The sequence below is a fragment of the Pyxidicoccus trucidator genome, assembly GCF_010894435.1.
Taxonomy (GTDB): Bacteria; Myxococcota; Myxococcia; order Myxococcales; family Myxococcaceae; genus Myxococcus; species Myxococcus trucidator.
Map to the genome: position 1 here is coordinate 1,206,261 of NZ_JAAIXZ010000001.1, position 16,563 is coordinate 1,222,823.

Annotated in this window: 9 protein-coding genes; 4 read left to right on the forward strand and 5 right to left on the reverse strand. The window is 72.0% G+C overall.

What is annotated here, in order from left to right:
- Positions 1-111 precede the first annotated feature (111 nt).
- Positions 112-2,349: a trypsin-like serine protease gene (locus G4D85_RS04970; protein ID WP_240359070.1), complete on the forward strand. Its 2,238-nt coding sequence runs from the start codon at positions 112-114 to the stop codon at positions 2,347-2,349.
- Between the two features lie 91 nt (positions 2,350-2,440).
- Here G4D85_RS04970 and G4D85_RS04975 read toward each other — a convergent pair whose 3' ends face one another.
- Complete coding sequence (locus G4D85_RS04975; RefSeq protein ID WP_240359071.1) at positions 2,441-3,877, reverse strand: serine/threonine protein kinase; 1,437 nt, start codon at positions 3,875-3,877, stop codon at positions 2,441-2,443.
- Between the two features lie 189 nt (positions 3,878-4,066).
- A complete protein-coding gene (locus G4D85_RS04980) occupies positions 4,067-4,537 on the reverse strand; it encodes a response regulator (protein WP_164009143.1) in 471 nt (156 codons plus the stop codon).
- A gap of 588 nt (positions 4,538-5,125) precedes the next feature.
- On the opposite strand from G4D85_RS04980, the gene G4D85_RS04985 reads away from it, so the two are divergent.
- Positions 5,126-6,643, forward strand: coding sequence for a Do family serine endopeptidase (locus tag G4D85_RS04985; protein WP_164008355.1), 1,518 nt, complete (start codon positions 5,126-5,128; stop codon positions 6,641-6,643).
- 341 nt (positions 6,644-6,984) lie between these two features.
- On the opposite strand, the gene G4D85_RS04990 is transcribed toward G4D85_RS04985, so the two are convergent.
- A complete protein-coding gene (locus G4D85_RS04990) occupies positions 6,985-7,464 on the reverse strand; it encodes a hypothetical protein (RefSeq protein WP_164008357.1) in 480 nt (159 codons plus the stop codon).
- A gap of 347 nt (positions 7,465-7,811) precedes the next feature.
- Between G4D85_RS04990 and G4D85_RS04995 the strand changes: the two genes are divergently transcribed.
- Entirely contained in the window at positions 7,812-8,231 is a 420-nt protein-coding gene (locus tag G4D85_RS04995; protein WP_164008359.1) for a hypothetical protein, read from the forward strand.
- 164 nt (positions 8,232-8,395) lie between these two features.
- A complete protein-coding gene (locus tag G4D85_RS05000; RefSeq protein WP_164008361.1) occupies positions 8,396-12,418 on the forward strand; it encodes a serine/threonine-protein kinase in 4,023 nt (1,340 codons plus the stop codon).
- On the opposite strand, the gene G4D85_RS05005 is transcribed toward G4D85_RS05000, so the two are convergent.
- Together G4D85_RS05005 and G4D85_RS05010 are read right to left on the reverse strand one after the other, a co-directional pair.
- Positions 12,402-14,177 (reverse strand): OPT/YSL family transporter, encoded by a 1,776-nt coding sequence (locus G4D85_RS05005; RefSeq protein WP_164008364.1) that lies wholly within the window; start codon positions 14,175-14,177, stop codon positions 12,402-12,404. The two genes, G4D85_RS05000 and G4D85_RS05005, sit on opposite strands and share 17 nt — an antisense overlap.
- Positions 14,174-16,435, reverse strand: a complete 2,262-nt coding sequence (locus tag G4D85_RS05010) for a serine histidine kinase EspA (RefSeq protein ID WP_164008366.1) — start codon at positions 16,433-16,435, stop codon at positions 14,174-14,176. The genes G4D85_RS05005 and G4D85_RS05010 overlap by 4 nt, the downstream gene beginning before the upstream one ends.
- Between the last annotated feature and the right edge of the window lie 128 nt (positions 16,436-16,563).

A 16,563-nucleotide genomic window follows, 5' to 3' on the forward strand; every position in this document is an offset into this window, starting at 1 on the left:
CCTGCCTCCCATTCGTGCCCTACAGGAGCTGTGCTACCGATTGCACCCGCGCCGTGGAGCAGCTCATGGCCCCCCTCTTTTCCCGCGCACTGGACGCGTCCAAGGAACTTCATGCCCCATCTCATGTCATCCCTCCTCGTGCCCTTCCAGGGTGCCATCGCCCGCTGCGTCCCCCGCCGCCAGGCCCTCGTCGGCATGATGTCCTTGCTGGTGGGTTGTGGCTCGCAAGCCGTCGTGGAGCCGCCCCCGCAAGAGCCCGCCCCGTCCAGCGAGCAGGAAATCGTCAACGGTACCGACACGACGATGACCGCCAACCCCTGGCAGGTGCAGGTCTGGAACCCCATGCTCGCGAGTGCCGCGTTCGTCTGTGGCGGCACCATCCTCAACGAGCACTGGGTCCTCACCGCGCAACATTGCGTGCGCGACTCGCAACAGAACCTCATCACGCCGAGATACGTGGTGGCAGGCAACACCAGCACCATCAGCGTGGACGCACCTACGCAGGTCGTCGCGGTGGACCGGGTCTTCCCCTATCCCGGCTACGTGGGCACCTCACAGGGCAAGGACGTGGCCCTGCTGCGCCTGGCCACGCCGCTCGACCTGAGTGGTCCCTACGTCAAGGCCATCCCCCTCGCCACGGTGGTGGATGAATCCTCGCGCGTCACCGCCCCGGGTGTCGTCGCGCGCGCCACCGGCTGGGGCAGGCGCTACGTCGACGGCCCCCAGGCCACCACGTTGCAGACCACGGACCTGATCCTCCAGAGCCACAGCGTGGCCCAGGCGGCCTATCCGGAATACGTCATCACCCCGGACCAGCTCGCCGCATCCGCGCTCGGCACAGGCACCTGCGATGGAGACAGCGGCGGTCCGCTCACCGTCCCCTACGGCGACACGCGCGTGCTGGCGGGCATCGTCAGCTGGGGGAGGGGCTGTGGCGACTCGCGCTACCCGAGCATGTTCGCGCGCGTGTCGCAGTTCGAGCCCTGGATCAAGTCGATGACCTGCACGCTCGCCAACGGCGTGGCGCAGCCCGACATCTCCGTGGGCCAGGGGCAGTGGACCTGCAGCTACACCCTGGAGGTGCCCGCGGGCGCCAGCGGCCTGGCATTCGAGCTGAGCGGGGGCACGGGTGACGGCGAGCTGTACGTGAAGTTCGGCTCCGAGCCGACCGCCGGCTCGTTCGACTGCAAGTCGGTCGCGGCTGGCAACCAGGAGAAGTGCCCCATCCTCAACCCGCGGGTTGGCACCTGGTACGCGAAGGTCTACGGCTACGCGGGCTCCTCGGGCATGCGCCTCAAGGGAGGGTATGCCATCCCCCTCGATTTCGGCGGCATGTGGGGCTACGTGGACGGCGGCGTGCTCGTGCCCCACCCGACGACCCACACGGACACCTGCCCCGCCGGCTACAAGCCGACACGGTTGCTGGGCTCTGACGAGTGCCCCGGCTGCGATTGGGACGTGTTCGTCTGCACCCGGCCTCGGCAGAACGGGCGCGAGCCGCTCTACGACTTCGGCGGCATGTGGGGCTACGTCAATGGCGTCGTGATGCCCAACCCCTATACGTTCGCGGCCTCATGCCCGGAGGGGTACACGGACCAGCGGGTCCTGGGGACCCTGAACGTCGATTACGAGGTGCACGCCTGCTACAAGCCCCACGTGCCCGGGACGACGCCGGACTTTCCCTTCGGCGGCATGATGGGCCAGGTGGACAGCGGCACGGTCGCGCCCAATCCCGCGACGGGCGCCGCCACGTGCCCGCCCGGCTTCGTGGTCAGGCCGGTGTCGGGGTACCCGAACGTCGATTGGTCCCTGCACTTCTGCTACCAGCCGCCAGACCGCTGGGACTTCGGCGGCATGTCGGGCTACGTGGACGGTGGCTGGCCCTCGTACAACCCGGCGACTGGCTCGGACACGTGCCCGACCGGGTACACGAAGACGCAGCTGCTGGGGACGACCGGCGTCGATTTGAAGGTGTACCTCTGCTCCCGGCCTCACCTGGCGAGCACCGAGACGTACTTCGATTTCGGCGGCATGTATGGCTACGCCAGGGGCGTCCCGGTGCCCAACCCCTATACGAACGCGGCCTCATGCCCGTACGGGTACACGGCCCGGCGGGTCCTGGGGACCCCCGGTCGCGATGCCGACCTGTACTATTGCTACCAGCGCCACATGTCCAAGTCGCCGCCGACGTACCCCTTCGGCGGCATGTGGGGCCAGGTCGACGGCGGCAGGTATGTGCCCAACCCCGCGACGGGCGGCCTCTCGTGCCCGTCCGGCTTCACGGACAAGCAGGTGCTGGGGACCGGCGGCCTCGACTACGAATTGCACTTCTGCTCGACCATGCCGTAGGCGCGGACGGCCCCGGCTCGAATCCAGGTGTCGCCTCCGCCGCGGCGAGCCCCTGGATTTTCGAGCCGGGCGCCGCTGTCCGGGCGTCTGGCTATGGACTGTCTTCTGGAGCCGCGGGGCCCGAGGTGGAAGGGCGCTGCCGCGTCATGACGGGTTGGTAGCACTCACTCCTGTATTCGATGCCGCCCGCCTCATCACAGTCCTTGATGTCAATGGACAGCTTCACCCAACAACCACCATTGACGGCGACCTGCAACTTGCCGGGACAGCGGCCGTTGCCGTCCGGGCGCCGCTGTCCTGGGAAGGGCTTCGGGGGCACGTCGACCGCGATGGCTGCCCATACGGAGCGGGTTTCCTCGGGAGCCACCGATGCCGTCAGTACCGAGTCCCCGACGGCCACGGTGCCGGCATCCTTTGACTCCTCCTGCGTCGCGAGGTGAGAGGTTTCGGTCGCGTCGAAGCGACTCACGCTCGGCAGCTCTCCAACGCTCAGCGCCAGCGCGCCTCCGAGGCCAGCAGCCGCGAGCCAGGGCCACCTCCGCGGGCGCGGTGGAGGCCGCACCGTGACGCGCTGGGGGAGGGGGAAGAGGCCCGCCGGCCGCGGCTCGTCTCCGGTGAAGAGCGGCACGTCCGCCTCACGTCCCGCGTTGCGCGCCGCCTGCTCCAGGGCTTCGGCCACCTCCCGCGCGCTGCCTCGCGCCTCGGGGTGGGGCGAGAGCATCCGGGCCACCAGCGCGCTCAGCTCCGGAGTGCAGCGGGGGTTGATGATTCGCGCCGTCCAGTGCGCCAGCGCCTTGGGGCGCCACAGCCAGGCATCGCCATCCTTCGGGTGGGCCGACGGCGGGTACTTCGCGATGATGAGGCGATAGGCCGTGACGCCCAGGGCAAAGACGTCATCGGCGGGCTCCGGGGCATAGGCGACGGGAGGCCTTCGGGTGCGGAGGAGAAAGCGCCACGCCTCGGGCGGGCGGTAGGCCGAGGTGCCGGGAGGAAAGGTCTGCCAGGTGAGTGTAGAGGCCCCCACGTAGTGTCCGGAGCCGAAGTCCAGGAGGAACGGCTCACCGTCCGCGCCACGGACGCGGACGTTGTCCCCCTTCACATCCCGATGGAGCCCGCCGGCCGCATGGGTGGCTTCCAGGGCTCGGGCCAGCCGGGCCAGCAGTTGGAGCACCTGCCGTGACGACGGGCGCCGGGCCTGGGCCCACTCGTAGAGCGGCGTGCCCTCCACCCAGTCCATGACGAGCCACGCGAAGGAGAGGCCCTCCCGAGGCTGCCAGTTGCCACTGTCCAGCATGCGGGGGACGGCGGGGTGGCGGATGCGCGAGAGCAGCTCGGCCTCGCGCGCGAAGCGTGCATCCGCGGGGTACAGGGCCAGCTTGAGGGCCACGGGGTCCGCACCTTGCTGCTCAGCGGACACGGCGCGGTAGACGACGCCATAGGAACCCCGGCCGCGCTGCTCCAGCAGCAGCCACGGGCCGATTCTCGCCCCAGGGAGCAGGCTTGCCGGATTGACGACGTCAGGCTCCATGAAGCACCCCGTGAGGCGGTCCGCACCGCGCACGCGGAGACTACTCGCGAGGTAGTTGGGCTCCAACGCCATCCGGCAGACGGGCGGTGGGGCCTGCCTGTGTCCCTGCCGCTGCTCGGGCATGCCAACCCGTGGGCGCTGCTCCTCGCGAAGGACGCGGTGGACGGCGTCGCGGCTCGAAGGGACTCATCAGCGCAGCGGCGGGACGAGGGACTCCACCGCGTCGCAGAGTTCCTCCATGGCGAACGGCTTGTTGAGCACGCGCGCGGCGCCCAGCCGCGCCGCCTCCTCGTGGAGCTGCGCATCGCCGAAGGCGGTGATGAGGATGAAGGGCGTGTTCCATCCATCGCGCCGCAGCCGGGCAAGCACCTCCAGGCCGGAGAAGCCAGGCATGCGCACGTCGGTGACGATGAGGTCCGGCACCTGTGTCTCGGACGCGCGCAGGCCGTCGACGATGGCGCGCACCAATTGGGGCCCGTCGGGCGCCTCCACCACGTCATAGCCCCGGCGCTTGAGTGCTCGCCGCAGCAGCGTGCGCATCTCCTCCTGGTCCTCCGCCACCAGCACGCGCGGCGCGCTCCGGCGGGTGACGCCATCCCGGGCCGAGTGCGGCCACTGCCGCGCATCCGCCTGTGCTCCCGCGCTCTCATCCGGCCCCATCATTGTCGGCTCCCGTGTCTTGGTGTGGTGGGCTCGCCCGTCACCCGCGTTCCTCCCACATGGGGAGCCGGGGCGCGGACAGGCGCGCCGGCAGAGAGCATCCTCCGTGCCACGCACGCCCCAGGCGCACGAGGTGCTTCCCTGCCTGCCGGGCATGTCATGCGCGCGGCGCCACGCGCCCCCTCCTTATAGTGAGCGACGGCGCCTGGCGGACTTCCGCCTCGAGGCTCCGACTCCCGCGTCCCGCCTGGGGCGCCCTGCCCCGCGGAGAAATGCCCCGGCTGGGGCACTTTGCCCCGCCCCAATTGGGGCAACCCGACACGGAAAGCCCCTGTCCCCAGGGGAGACGCCCCGTGAAGGGCGTTGGCCCACGGCCTGCAATGTCACCCGGCATCGGTTCGGGCACGGGGCCTCGCACGATGGGCCCCAGGCACTGATTGACCACCGTGGGAGTCGGGGGACGCCCACGGAAGGACATCACGCCACACCCCTCCAAGGTGGGACGCGCCGTGCGTCGCCCCGCGCCTGAACCGACCCTTTCACCCCTATCCCGCCGGAGCACCTCCGGCAGCTCCAAGGAGAACGACCATGACCTGCTCGCTCCCTTCCCGCCGCTTCCTCAGCGCCCTCGCCCTCCTTCCCGCCGCCACGCTTGGCGCCTGCGGAGGACAGGCCCTGAGCTCCCAGTCCGCCACCCCGCCTCCCGCGCTCTCCGCACCGGCGCCTGTCGAGAAGGCCGCCGCACCCGTGGCGCCCACCGTGCCCGTGCAGCAGGCGCTCTACAGCCCCGCGGCGTCCGGCGCACCGGGCACGCTCACCTCGCTGGCGCCACTGGTGGACTCGGTGAAGGGCGCGGTGGTCAACGTGGAGGTGACGGCGCGGCCCCGGCGTGTGTCCGGCATGCGAGGCCTGCCGCCGGGCATCGCGGAGCGCTTCGGCATGCCGCCCGGCATGGGGGGCTTCGAGGGACAGTCGCCCGCGCGCCAGGGCGCGGGCTCCGGCTTCATCGTCGACCCGGCCGGCACCGTGCTCACCAACAACCACGTGGTGCAGGACGCGGACGTGGTGCGCGTGAAGCTGGACGACGGCCGCGCCTTCGACGCGGAGGTGCTGGGAAGAGACCCGCTCACCGACGTGGCCCTGCTCAAGATGAAGGGCGCGCCGGGCAACCTGCCCTCCGTGCCGCTGGGTGACTCGGACGCGCTGCGCGTGGGTGACGCGGTGATGGCCATCGGCAACCCGTTCGGCCTCGCGTCCAGCGTGAGCGCCGGCATCCTCTCCGCGCGGGCCCGCGACATCCACGCGGGGCCCTATGACGAGTTCCTCCAGACGGACGCCGCCATCAACCCCGGCAACTCCGGCGGCCCGCTCTTCAACATGAAGGGCGAGGTGGTGGGCATGAACACGGCCATCATCGGCGGCGCCACCGGCATCGGCTTCGCGGTGCCCAGCAACCTCATCCGCAACCTCCTGTCGCAGCTCCAGGAGACGGGCGTGGTGCGGCGCGGCTGGCTGGGTCTGTCGGTGCAGGACCTGACGCCGGAAATCGCGCGCGCCCTGGGCGTGCAGGCGGCGAAGGGCGCGGTGGTGGCGGGCCTCAGCCCCAACGGGCCAGCGGCCCGTGGGGGCCTGCGCGAGGAGGACATCATCACCTCCGTGGAGGGCAAGGCGGTGGACTCGGCCGGCACCCTCACCCGCACCGTGGCGCTGCTCAAGCCGGACAGCAAGGTGAAGGTGGAGGTGCTGCGCGGCGGCAAGCCGCAGGCGCTGGACGTGACGCTGGGCACGCGTCCCGCCATGGAGGGCGAGGAGGAGGTGGCCCCGCGCAACGCTCCCGCCACCTCGTCGCGGCGCATCGGCGTGCAGCTGTCGGCCACGCAGGACGGCGTGCAGGTGATGGGCGTGGAGCCCGGCAGCCCCGCCGAGCGCGCGGGCCTGGTGCCCGGCATGGTGCTCGTCCAGATGGGCAACCAGAAAATCTCCAGCCCCGAGGACGTGTCGCGCGCCCTCAACGCCGCGAAGCCCGGTGACGCGCTGCTGCTGCGCGTGCGCGCTCCCAACTCGGACACCACCCTGCTGCGCGCGGTGGAAGTGCCCGAGCGCTGAACCCTCCCAGATAATCTCCCAGGCCCGAATCCATGGAGGCCTGGGAGACGAGGCGCCTGGGCACATATGGGTGTCTCGGCTCCTCGAGGCTCTCGAGGGAGACCAGGGCTCCGACAGGTACGTTCCGAGCAGCCACTCCATGCCGCCCGCTGAAGAACACCAGCGGGCGGCATTCGTGTGCCTACAACCTGCCCGCCTGGAGAAAGAACAATCCATGCCGATTGGGAGGTGGTGTTACCGAGCTGCCGGTGGAGCGGACCGGTCAGGATTTCCGGCCACGCTCGACGGTCCGCCAGCAACTGAAGGGACGAGGCGAGAGCAACTGATTTTTCCGCGCCCCTTCAGTGTCTCTCTCCGAAAGGGTTGTAGAAGTCCACCACGTCCCCCGTCGTCACATCACGGTACTCCCAATCGGTGCCCTTCTGTCTGGCTCGGGCGACTCGAATCCATGCGGAGTACTCACGGCACTTGAAGGAAACTCCGCCGAACGCCGGTCCGAACCAAAATTCCACCCGAGTGCCTCCCTCGCCCTCCGGGAAGGCCTTCACGGCTTGAAACACCGTGGCCCCTACGACATCCCGCGTTCGATACTCCTCCACGAACGCCTGAGCGGCGCGGTTGAGACCGCGCTCTCGTGCAAACTCCTCGACCCCGGAGAACTGGATATAGATGAAGCTGCGGCAGTCCTCCGCCGGCTTCTCCCAATAGTCCGAGACGATGACAAACGTGCTGGACTCGGGATGGAGCTTGTATTGGATGAGCAGGCACTCCATGAGGTGACCCAGTTGCTCATCATCTATCTCAATGCTCTTGCCACTCATTCTAGGGGCCCTCGTAGATGATGTGTGTCATTTCCCGGAACTGCTCGTGATTCCGGTCCAGGAGCCTCCCATCAATGCCCAGGTCGTTTCCAGCCGCATCCTTCCATCTGAAGTACCCGTTGCGCTGCCGACCCCGAGGACGTGTCGCGCGCCCTCAACGCCGCGAAGCCCGGTGAGGCGCTGCTGCTGCGCGTGCGCGCTCCCAACTCGGACACCACCCTGCTGCGCGCGGTCGAAGTGCCCGAGCGATGAGGTCTCGCGACACCCGCTCAGGCCTCATGTGAATCGTTGATCTGGGGGACAGGTGCGAACGAAAATCCCGGGCTCACCCGTGAGTTGGAGTCCCCATGTCCCCCCGCCTCGCCCCGCTGCTCGCGCTCCTCGTGCTGTCCGCCGGCCTGTCCTCCTGCACCGAGGAGGACGTCTGTTCCAGCATCTCCACCTGCGGGGGCTGCGCGAGCGAATACATCTCCAGCGCCTGCAAGTGGTGCCCCTCCGACAACACCTGCTCCGCCTACGGGGACGAGAGCTCGTGCTCCTACTCGGAGCTGGCGGATGACGCCTCCGAGTGCAGCGCTCCGTCGGGAGGCGCCTGCAGCGGCGCGTACTCCGGACCGACGGCGGACCCGCAGTCCGCCCCCTTCTGCCAGGCCGCCTGGAACTACGGCTGCCAGGGCCGCACGCAGGAGCGCAACGACAACTGCCGGGTGTACGCGCAGCTCCGCTCGGACAACCCGGGCCTCCCTGCCTGCCCCTACTGCCCCTGAGTCGTCGCCCGCGACTCGCGTTCAAGGACGTCCGCTCAAACCTTGGACAAGCAGAAAGGGCTCCAAGCCCGGGACCCGCAGCGGTGGCGGACGACCCAGCGGGTCATGGCGCGTCCGTCCGCCCGATTCTGAAACGGGGGGACACCTGACGTAGAGTGCCGCCCGTGCCCCGCTGCCAGACATGCGGGCGGCGCTGGGAAGGCTCCCACGCGCCGTGTCCGCCGAGCCCGCCCCCTCCCGGGGGAGGCCCCGAGTCGTCCGCCGAGCCCTCCACCCTGCCCGCCGTTCCGGGCTACCAGGTGGAGCGGGTGGTGGCGCACGGGGGCTTTGGCGTGCTGCTGGGCGCGTGGCGCGCGTCGGATGGCAAGCGGGTGGCCATCAAAGTGGCGCGCAGCGGCAACGTGCTGGGCCGCGCGCAGCTCGCCCGCGAGTCGGAGGCCCTCCGTGTCCTGGGCCCGCCCACCGTGCCCGCCCTCTACGAAGCCGGCACGCTGGCGAGCGGCGCGCGCTTCCTCGCGATGGAGTACGTGCCGCTGCCCACGCTGGCGGACCGCCTCGCGCGCGCCGCGGGGCCGCTGCCCGCCGTCGAGCTGGCCACGCGCGCCCTGGCGGCGGTGGACACGGTGGCCGAGGTCCACGCGCGCGGGCTCGCCCACTGTGACTTGAAGCCGGAGCACCTCTTCCTGGACGAGGTGGCCGGCCGCATGCGCGTCTTCGACTTCGGCCTCGTCCGCGGCACCTCCACGGAGAGCGTGGTGCTGCCCGTGGGCGCCACGCCCAGCGACTCCTCCAGCTTCGCCGGCACCGCGGAGTACATGGCGCCCGAGCAGTGCGCAGGCAACCTGGACGTGGACGCGCGCACCGACGTGTACGCGCTGGGCGTGCTCCTCTACGAGCTGCTCACCGGCCGGCCGCCCTTCTTCGGCGCCACGCCGGACGTGCTCCAGGCCCACCTGTCGCTGCGGCCTCCGCCTCCCTCGGACTTCGCGCAGGTGTCGCCCGCGGTGGAAGAGGTGGTGCTGCGCTGCCTCGCCAAGGAGCGCGCCCGCCGCCCGGAGGACGCCGCCGCGCTGGCCACCCTGCTGCGCGCGGCCTTCGAGCACGCCCAGCGTCCCTCGGAGACGTCCGCGCAGCGCCCGGTGTCCCCCGGCGAGCCGCGCCCCGCCCAGGTGCGCCGCTCCGTCGCCGTCCTCTTCCTCACCTCGCGCGCCAACCCCGTGTCGCTGCAGAAGGCCCTGGGCTCCTACGGCGGCCACATGGCCTTCACCGACGGGCCGCGCATCGCCGCCGTGTTCGACCCGGACGTGGGGGAGAACCCCGTGCGCCGCGCCATGCGCGCCGCGGAGGGACTGGCCGAGCGCGGACTCGCCCCCGGCGCGCTGGTGGACGTGTCCGCCGTCACCGTGCAGCGCCGCCCCACCGGCTCGCCGCGCTACCTGGGCGCCATCTTCTCGCGCGACGACCACTACCCCACCGGGCCGGACGCGCACGGGCTCCTGCTGTCCCCCGCCGCCGCGGAGGCCGTGCCGGAGGTGCCCTGCATGGAGGTGCCGGGCCTGCGCGGCCTCCTGCGTCCCGCGCCTCCGGGCGCCGCGCCCCGTCCGGACATCACCGTCCTCCAGCTCGGCAGCGAGGTGCTGGTGGGCCGCGAGGCGGAGCTGGCCTCGCTGATGGAGAGCGCACGCTCGGCGGTGGGCGAGGCGGCCCCCACCCTCGTCACGGTGCTGAGCGAGCGCGGCCACGGCAAGAGCCACCTCGCCGCCACGCTGGGCCGCCGACTCCAGGCGCTGCTGCCGCACACGCGGGTGTACGCCACGCGCTCGCGCGAGCCGGTGCAGGGCGACCCGGACGGCACCCTGCGCACGCTGCTGCGCTGCGCCCTCAACGCCTTCGAGCACGACGACACGGACACGGAGGAGCAGGGCCGCGCCGCCATCCACCACCGGCTGGGCCCCACGCTGGGCTCGGAGCTGTGGCCGGGCGTGGCCGCCACGCTGGGCTGGTACGCGCCTGGCGGGCCGGAGCTGCAGAGCTGGGCCGCGGCCCCCGGCGCGCTGCGCTCGCTGGCCATGCGCGCCGCCGGGGAGCTGCTGGCCGCCAACGCCCGCGAGCGCCCGCTGTGCCTCATCATCGACGACGCGCACTTCGCCGAGGAGACGGCGCTGGACGCGCTGGAGTACGCCTGCCTCGCCGAGGCCAGCGTCCCGCTGTGGGTGTGCGTGCTGGCGCGCCCGGGCTTCGAGCGCAGCCGCCCCACGTGGGGCACCCGCGCGGCCCGGCAGGCCCGACTGTCACTGCCCCCGCTGCCCGCCAGCCAGGCCCAGCAGCTGTGCCGCATGCTGCTCAAGCCGGTGGAGAACGTCCCCGCGCAGGCGGTGGAGCGGATTGTCGAGCGCGCCCAGCACGTGCCCCTCTACGTGGTGGAGCTGGTGCGCGGCCTCAAGCGCCAGGGGCTGGTGCGCCAGCGCGCGCCGGGCGGAAGCTGGTACCTCGTCACCGACGGCCTGGAGAAGGTGCCGGACCTGCGCCTCGTGGAGTGGCTGGCGGACCGCGAGCTGGGCGCGCTGCCCCCGTCGCTGGCGGCGCACGCGCGGCTGTGCGCGCTGCTGGGCACGGACTTCACCGCCGCCACCGCCGAGGGCGTGGTGCGGGAGCTGGAGCGCGACGGCGCCGCCGGAGGCTTCCCCCTGGATGCGGGCCACGCCACCCGGCGGCTGCTGGACTCGGGCCTGCTGGTGGCGCACCGCCAGGAGGGGCTGAGCTTCCGCAACGAGTTGCTCCGTGAGGCCGTGGCCGCCACCCTGCCCGCCGCCGAGCGCCTGCGCATCCACCACGCCGCGTACCGCTACTACCTGGGCGCCGCGGGCTCCAGCGAGCGCCAGCGCCTGGCCCGGCTCGCGCTGCACGCCGCCGCCGCCGGCCTGCGCGACGAGGCCGCCGCGCTCTCCATCGACCTGGCCGAGTCCGCGCGAGGCCGCCATGCCTTCCTCGACGCGGAGGCCATGTACACCCGCGCGCTGGAGCTGCTGGAGACGTCGGACGAGCTGCGCTGCCTCACCGCGCTGCGCGGCCGGGGCCTGATGCGCATCCGCATCGGCCGGTATGACGACTCGCTGGCGGACTTCGCCGCCGCGCGCGAGCGGGCCCGCCGCCTGGAGGACACGCGCACCGAGGTGGAGCTGCTGCTGGACGAGGCCATGGCGCTGGACTGGGTGAACGACTACGCGCTCAGCGAGGCCCGCGCGCTGGACGCCCAGGGCCTGGCGTCCCGCGTGGAGTCACCGTACGTGCAGGCCCGGCTGCTGCTCGCGCTGGGCCGCGCCCAGTTCCGCAAGGGCGAGTGGCAGGAGGCGCGCATGCCCCTGGAGGCCGCCGCCGAGCGCGCCCGCCGCCTGGGCGACGCGGGCTACGAGACGCAGGTGGTGGCGCAGCTGCTGCTCGCCGTCATCCTCCCCAACCTGGGCGACATCAACGAGACGGACCGCGTGCTCGCGGAGGTCATCGAGGCCTGCACCGAGCGTGGAGACCGCTTCCACCTGGGCAGCGCCATCAACAACCGCCGCAACCTCTGGGTGGCACGCAAGGACCTGGCCAACGCACTGAGGGACCAGGAGCGCTTCATGCACCTGGGCCGCGAGCTGGGCATGGTGGGCTGGGAGTACTTCGCCGAGCACAACCTGGGCGAGCTGCACTACCAGGCGGGAGACGTGGAGGCGGCCACCCCGCACATCGCCCGCGCCATTGCGCTGGAGCGCCGGCACCCGGAGGTGGCACCCCGCCCGTGGGCGCTGCTGCTGCAGGCGCGCGCCATGGCCTGGACGGGCCGGCACCAGCGCGGGCGGGAGCTGCTGGCGCAGGTGCGGCAGGTGCTGGCGGACGGGCGGCACGGCGTGGACCTGAGCCCCTCGGAGGAAGTGCTCTTCGCCATGGTGGAGCTGGCCACGCGCGACGCCTCGGCCGAGGCCTGGCACGCGCTGAGGGAGCGCTCCTCCCAGGTGTCCGTGGAGCAGGAGCCCCTGGAGGTGCTGGAGATGATGGGGCTGGCGGCGCTGCGCCGGGGCGACCCCGAGGAGGCCGCCCGCGTGCTTCACGAGGCGCTGGAGCGCGCCCTCCATGTGCCCAACCTCATGGAGGGCCGCATCCGCCGCTCGCTGGAGCGCGTAAGAGACGTCACCCCTGCTGCATGAGCCCCAGCGCCATCAGCGCGGCGATGAGGACTCCTGTCAGTGACTCGCCGGCGATGGCGCCCGCGCCCAGGGTGGAGACATTCGCGTCCACCGCCTGGGGCCAGCGGCGGCGCGCCAGCGCCACGCCCACGGCGCCCAGGCAGATGCTCACCGAGAAGAAGGCCGGGAGGATGAAGCCGATGCCCATGGCCACCGGCAGCGGCAGCCACTTCGCGGCCGGGCCCCGCGCCGCCAGCGTCAGCAGCGCGCCCACCCCGGCGGCCACGCTCGCGGCCAGCGCCGCGTGGGGCGGCAGTCCCTCGAAGCCGCGGACGGCCAGCTCCGCCACCGCGCGGAACTGGTGCGCGAAGGGCGCGGGCAGCGCCTCCGAGCCCACGCCATACGCCTTCGACAGCAGCAGGTAGGCCGGCACGCCCACCACCGCGCCCGCCAGCACGCCAATCAGCTGCGCGGTGAGCTGCCGGCGCGGCGTGGCGCCCAGCAGGTGCCCCGCCTTGAGCGACCACATGCTGACGCCCGTCTGCGCCGCCGCGCCGGACACCACCGCGCCCGCCGCCACGTTGGGGCCCATGGCCCCGGGCAGCAGCGCACCGAAGATGACCTGCGTAATCTGCCCCGTCTGGGACACGGGAGACACGTCCGCCTGCCCCGCGCCCCGCGCGCACACCGCGCACAGCGGCAGCACCAGCACCAGCGCCAGCAGCATGTACGGCACGCTCAGCCCGAAGAGGGTGGCGCCCAGCACCACCGCCAGCACGCACGCCGCCAGCCCCGCGCCCATGGCCCAGCGAGGCAGGCCCTCACCCTGGCGCAGCGCCCCCAAATCCCTCGCGGCCCGCGTGAAGTCGCGCGCCTGCGCCAGCAGCGACGCCAGGGCCGAGCCCACCAGCAGCCCCACGCCCGGCCAGGTGAGCCACGCGCCAACGTCGCCCACGCCCTCCAGCGACGCCCCGAGCACGCCCCACCCCACCACCGCGCCGGCCAGCATGCTCAGCCCCAGGCGCAGGCCCGTCATCATTCCAATCGCCAGCAGCATGGGGCTCCAGCCGATGCCCCACGTCAGGCTGGCGACCGGCACACCGCCCAGGGAGCCCGGCAGCGCCGTCATCCCCGGCAGCCACTTGAAGCCGTCCCTCAGCGCGGTGATGGCCACGGACACGCCCGCGGCCCCCGCCACCAACCACCCGCGCCCGGTGCGCTGCTGCTCGGGCTGCGCGTGCATGGCGGTAATCAGCTCCGCGGTGGCGATGCCGGTGGGAAATGGCAGGGCCTCCTCCGCCACCAGTCGCTTCCGCAAGAGGTAGGCGGCCAGCACGCCCAGCGCGCCGAGCGCCACGCTCCAGGCGGCCACGCCCCAGCCGGGCACGGAGATGCCCAGCAGCGTCAGCGCGGGCAGCGCACCCAGCAGGCCCGCGGCCGCGGGCATCGCCCCCACCGAGGACGCGGCCGTCTGGGTGATGTTGTTCTCCAGCGGCGTGTACGGCGAGCCCCTGCGGCGCGACACCGTCGCCAGCGTGCTGAAGCCCAGCACCGCCGAGGTGAGGGCACCGCTCTCCCACCAGCCCGTCTTCAGCCCCATGTACACATTGGTGACGGCCAGCAGCCCGCCGATGAGCAGGCCCACCGCCAGCGCGCGCGCCGTCAGCTCGCGGGGGGCCTCGGGGGCCAGGGCCACCGGAGCCAGCCGCGGCTGGCCTTCGGGAAGCGCGCGCTCGGGAGTCGGGAGGCCGGAGGCCGGGGGGCTCGCGGGAGGGCTCATCGCCCCGCCTCGGCGGAGCGGCCCACCAGCTCACGCAGCTGGGTGAGGTCCAGCGGCTTGGAAATCTTGAGGTTGGGGACGTCGCGCAGGAAGGACACCGTGCGCGGCGTGAAGGCACCACCCGTCATGAACACCATGCGTCCAGCCTGCTCCGGGGCGCAGCGGCCCAGCTCGTTGTACAGGTCCATGCCCGTCATCCCGGGCATCATCACATCACACAGGATGAGGTCGAAGCGCACGCCCTCGCTCACCCGCCGCAGCGCGGCCTGGGCGCTGTTCGCCGTCTCCACCTCGTGGTCCGCCGCCAGCGAGCGCTGCAGGGCCAGCGTCACGTTCGGCTCGTCGTCCACCACCAGCACGCGCGCCCGCGCGTTGGACTGCGCGACGGTTGCCAGGCGCGGCAGCACCTCCAGCTCGCGCGTGGCGGCGCGCAGCACCACGCGGAACGTGCTGCCCCGGTTGGGCTCGCTCTCCGCCTGGATGGAGCCTCCCATCGACTCGATGATGCCGTGGCAGATGGACAGCCCCAGCCCCGTGCCCACCCCCACCGGCTTGGTGGTGAAGAACGGGTCGAAGATGCGGTCCAGCACCTCCGGCGTCATCCCCATGCCGGTGTCGCGCACCTCCACGACGACGCGGCCCCGCTCGCCCGCGCGGATGACCACGCGGATTTCGTGCTCGCTGGCCTGCGGGCCGTCCTCGGGAATCGCCTGCGCCGCGTTGAGCAGCAGGTTGAGGAACACCTGGCACAGCCGGGACTCGCTCGCCTCCACCGGGGCCACCGGCTCGAACTCCGTCACCAGCCGCGCGCGGTGGCGGATGACGTTGTCCGCCATCTTGCACGCCAGCTCCACCGCCCGGCGTACGTCCACCGGCATCAGCCGCGTCTCCTGCTCGCCGCGCGCGAAGACCTTCAAGTCCCGCACGATGGTGGCGATGCGCTCGGCGCCCTCCGTCGTCTCGCGCACCAGCTGCTGGAGCGACGCCACGGGGGCCGCGGGCGCCTGGCTCTCCAGCCGCTCCAGCCCCTCGCGGATGAGGTGCAGGTTGACGAGCATGTAGGCCAGCGGGTTGTTGATTTCGTGCGCCACGCCCGCGCCCAGCGTGCCCACCGACGCCAGCCGGTCCGCCACCACCAGGTGCGCCTGCAGCTGCTTGCGCTCCGTGGTGTCGCGCTGAACCATGATGTTGGCGATGGCGCGCCCCTCGCTGTCGCGCAGCGGCACCACCACGGACTCGCACCAGCACATGGTGCCGTCCTTGCGGCGGAACTCCAGCTCCCCGGACCAGCGCCCCTGCTTCTCCAGCGCGGTGAGCACCTGGGCCGTCGTCCTGTCGGGCTCCTCCGGGCGCAGCACGCTGAACAGCGTCTGTCCCAGCGCCTCCGCCTTGTTGCGGCCGAACATGCGCTCGGCGCTGGTGTTCCAGTCGATGATGCCGCCGCCCAGGTCGGTAATCACCACGCCGTCGTAGATGCTCTCGAAGATGAGCGACTGACGCTGCAGCTCCTGCTCGGCCTGCTTGCGCGCGGTGATGTCCATCACCGTGCCCGTCACCCGCGCCGGCGTGCCGGACGCGTCGCACAGCACGTCGCCCTTGCACGAAATCCAGCGCCAGCCGCTGCCCTGCGGCTCGATGCGGTACTCCACGTCCACCTGCGTCTTCTTCTCCAGCGCGGCGCGCAGCACCTCGCGCACGCGGGGCAGGTCCGCCGGGTGCACCACCTCGTCCAGGTCCATGGCCCGGCCGGACAGCTTGCCCACCGCCAGCCCCAGCAGCCGGTCCACCTGCTCGCTCCACGTCACCAGGCCGCTCAGCGCATTCCAGTCCCAGATGCCCACGCGCGCGGCGGACAGCGCCTGGCGCAGCTGCTCCTCGCGCTGCTCCAGCACCTCGCGCTTGGAGAAGCGGAACACGGTGACGGTGCCAATCTGCAGCCTGTCACCCTCCTGCAGCTCCGCGGTGGTGACGGGCACGCCGTTGAGCAGCGTGCCGTTGGTGGACTCGAGGTCCGTCACATGACAGCCGCCGTCGTCGGTGCGGATGATGCGTGCGTGCTTTCGCGACACGCCGTGGTCGTCGATGCGCACCGTGGCCTCGGAGCCCCGGCCGATGACGTGCTCCCCTGGCTCCAGGCGGTAGGCCTTGCCGATGGCCGCCGGTGTCGTGGTGCTGATGAGGATGAGACAGGCACCGGTTGAAGACGGCGGAGCCAACGCGAGGCCCGCGCACGTCGTGAGGTCGTCCAGCGTCGTCATGTCGATGCCCCCCGGCGCCCACATGCGGACCCGCCCGACCCACCCAGCCCCTGTCACCGCGTGTAGCGCCACGTCCCGGAATCCAGCAGCCCCGGCACTGGCCGTCCAATCCCCCGGGGTGTGGTGGG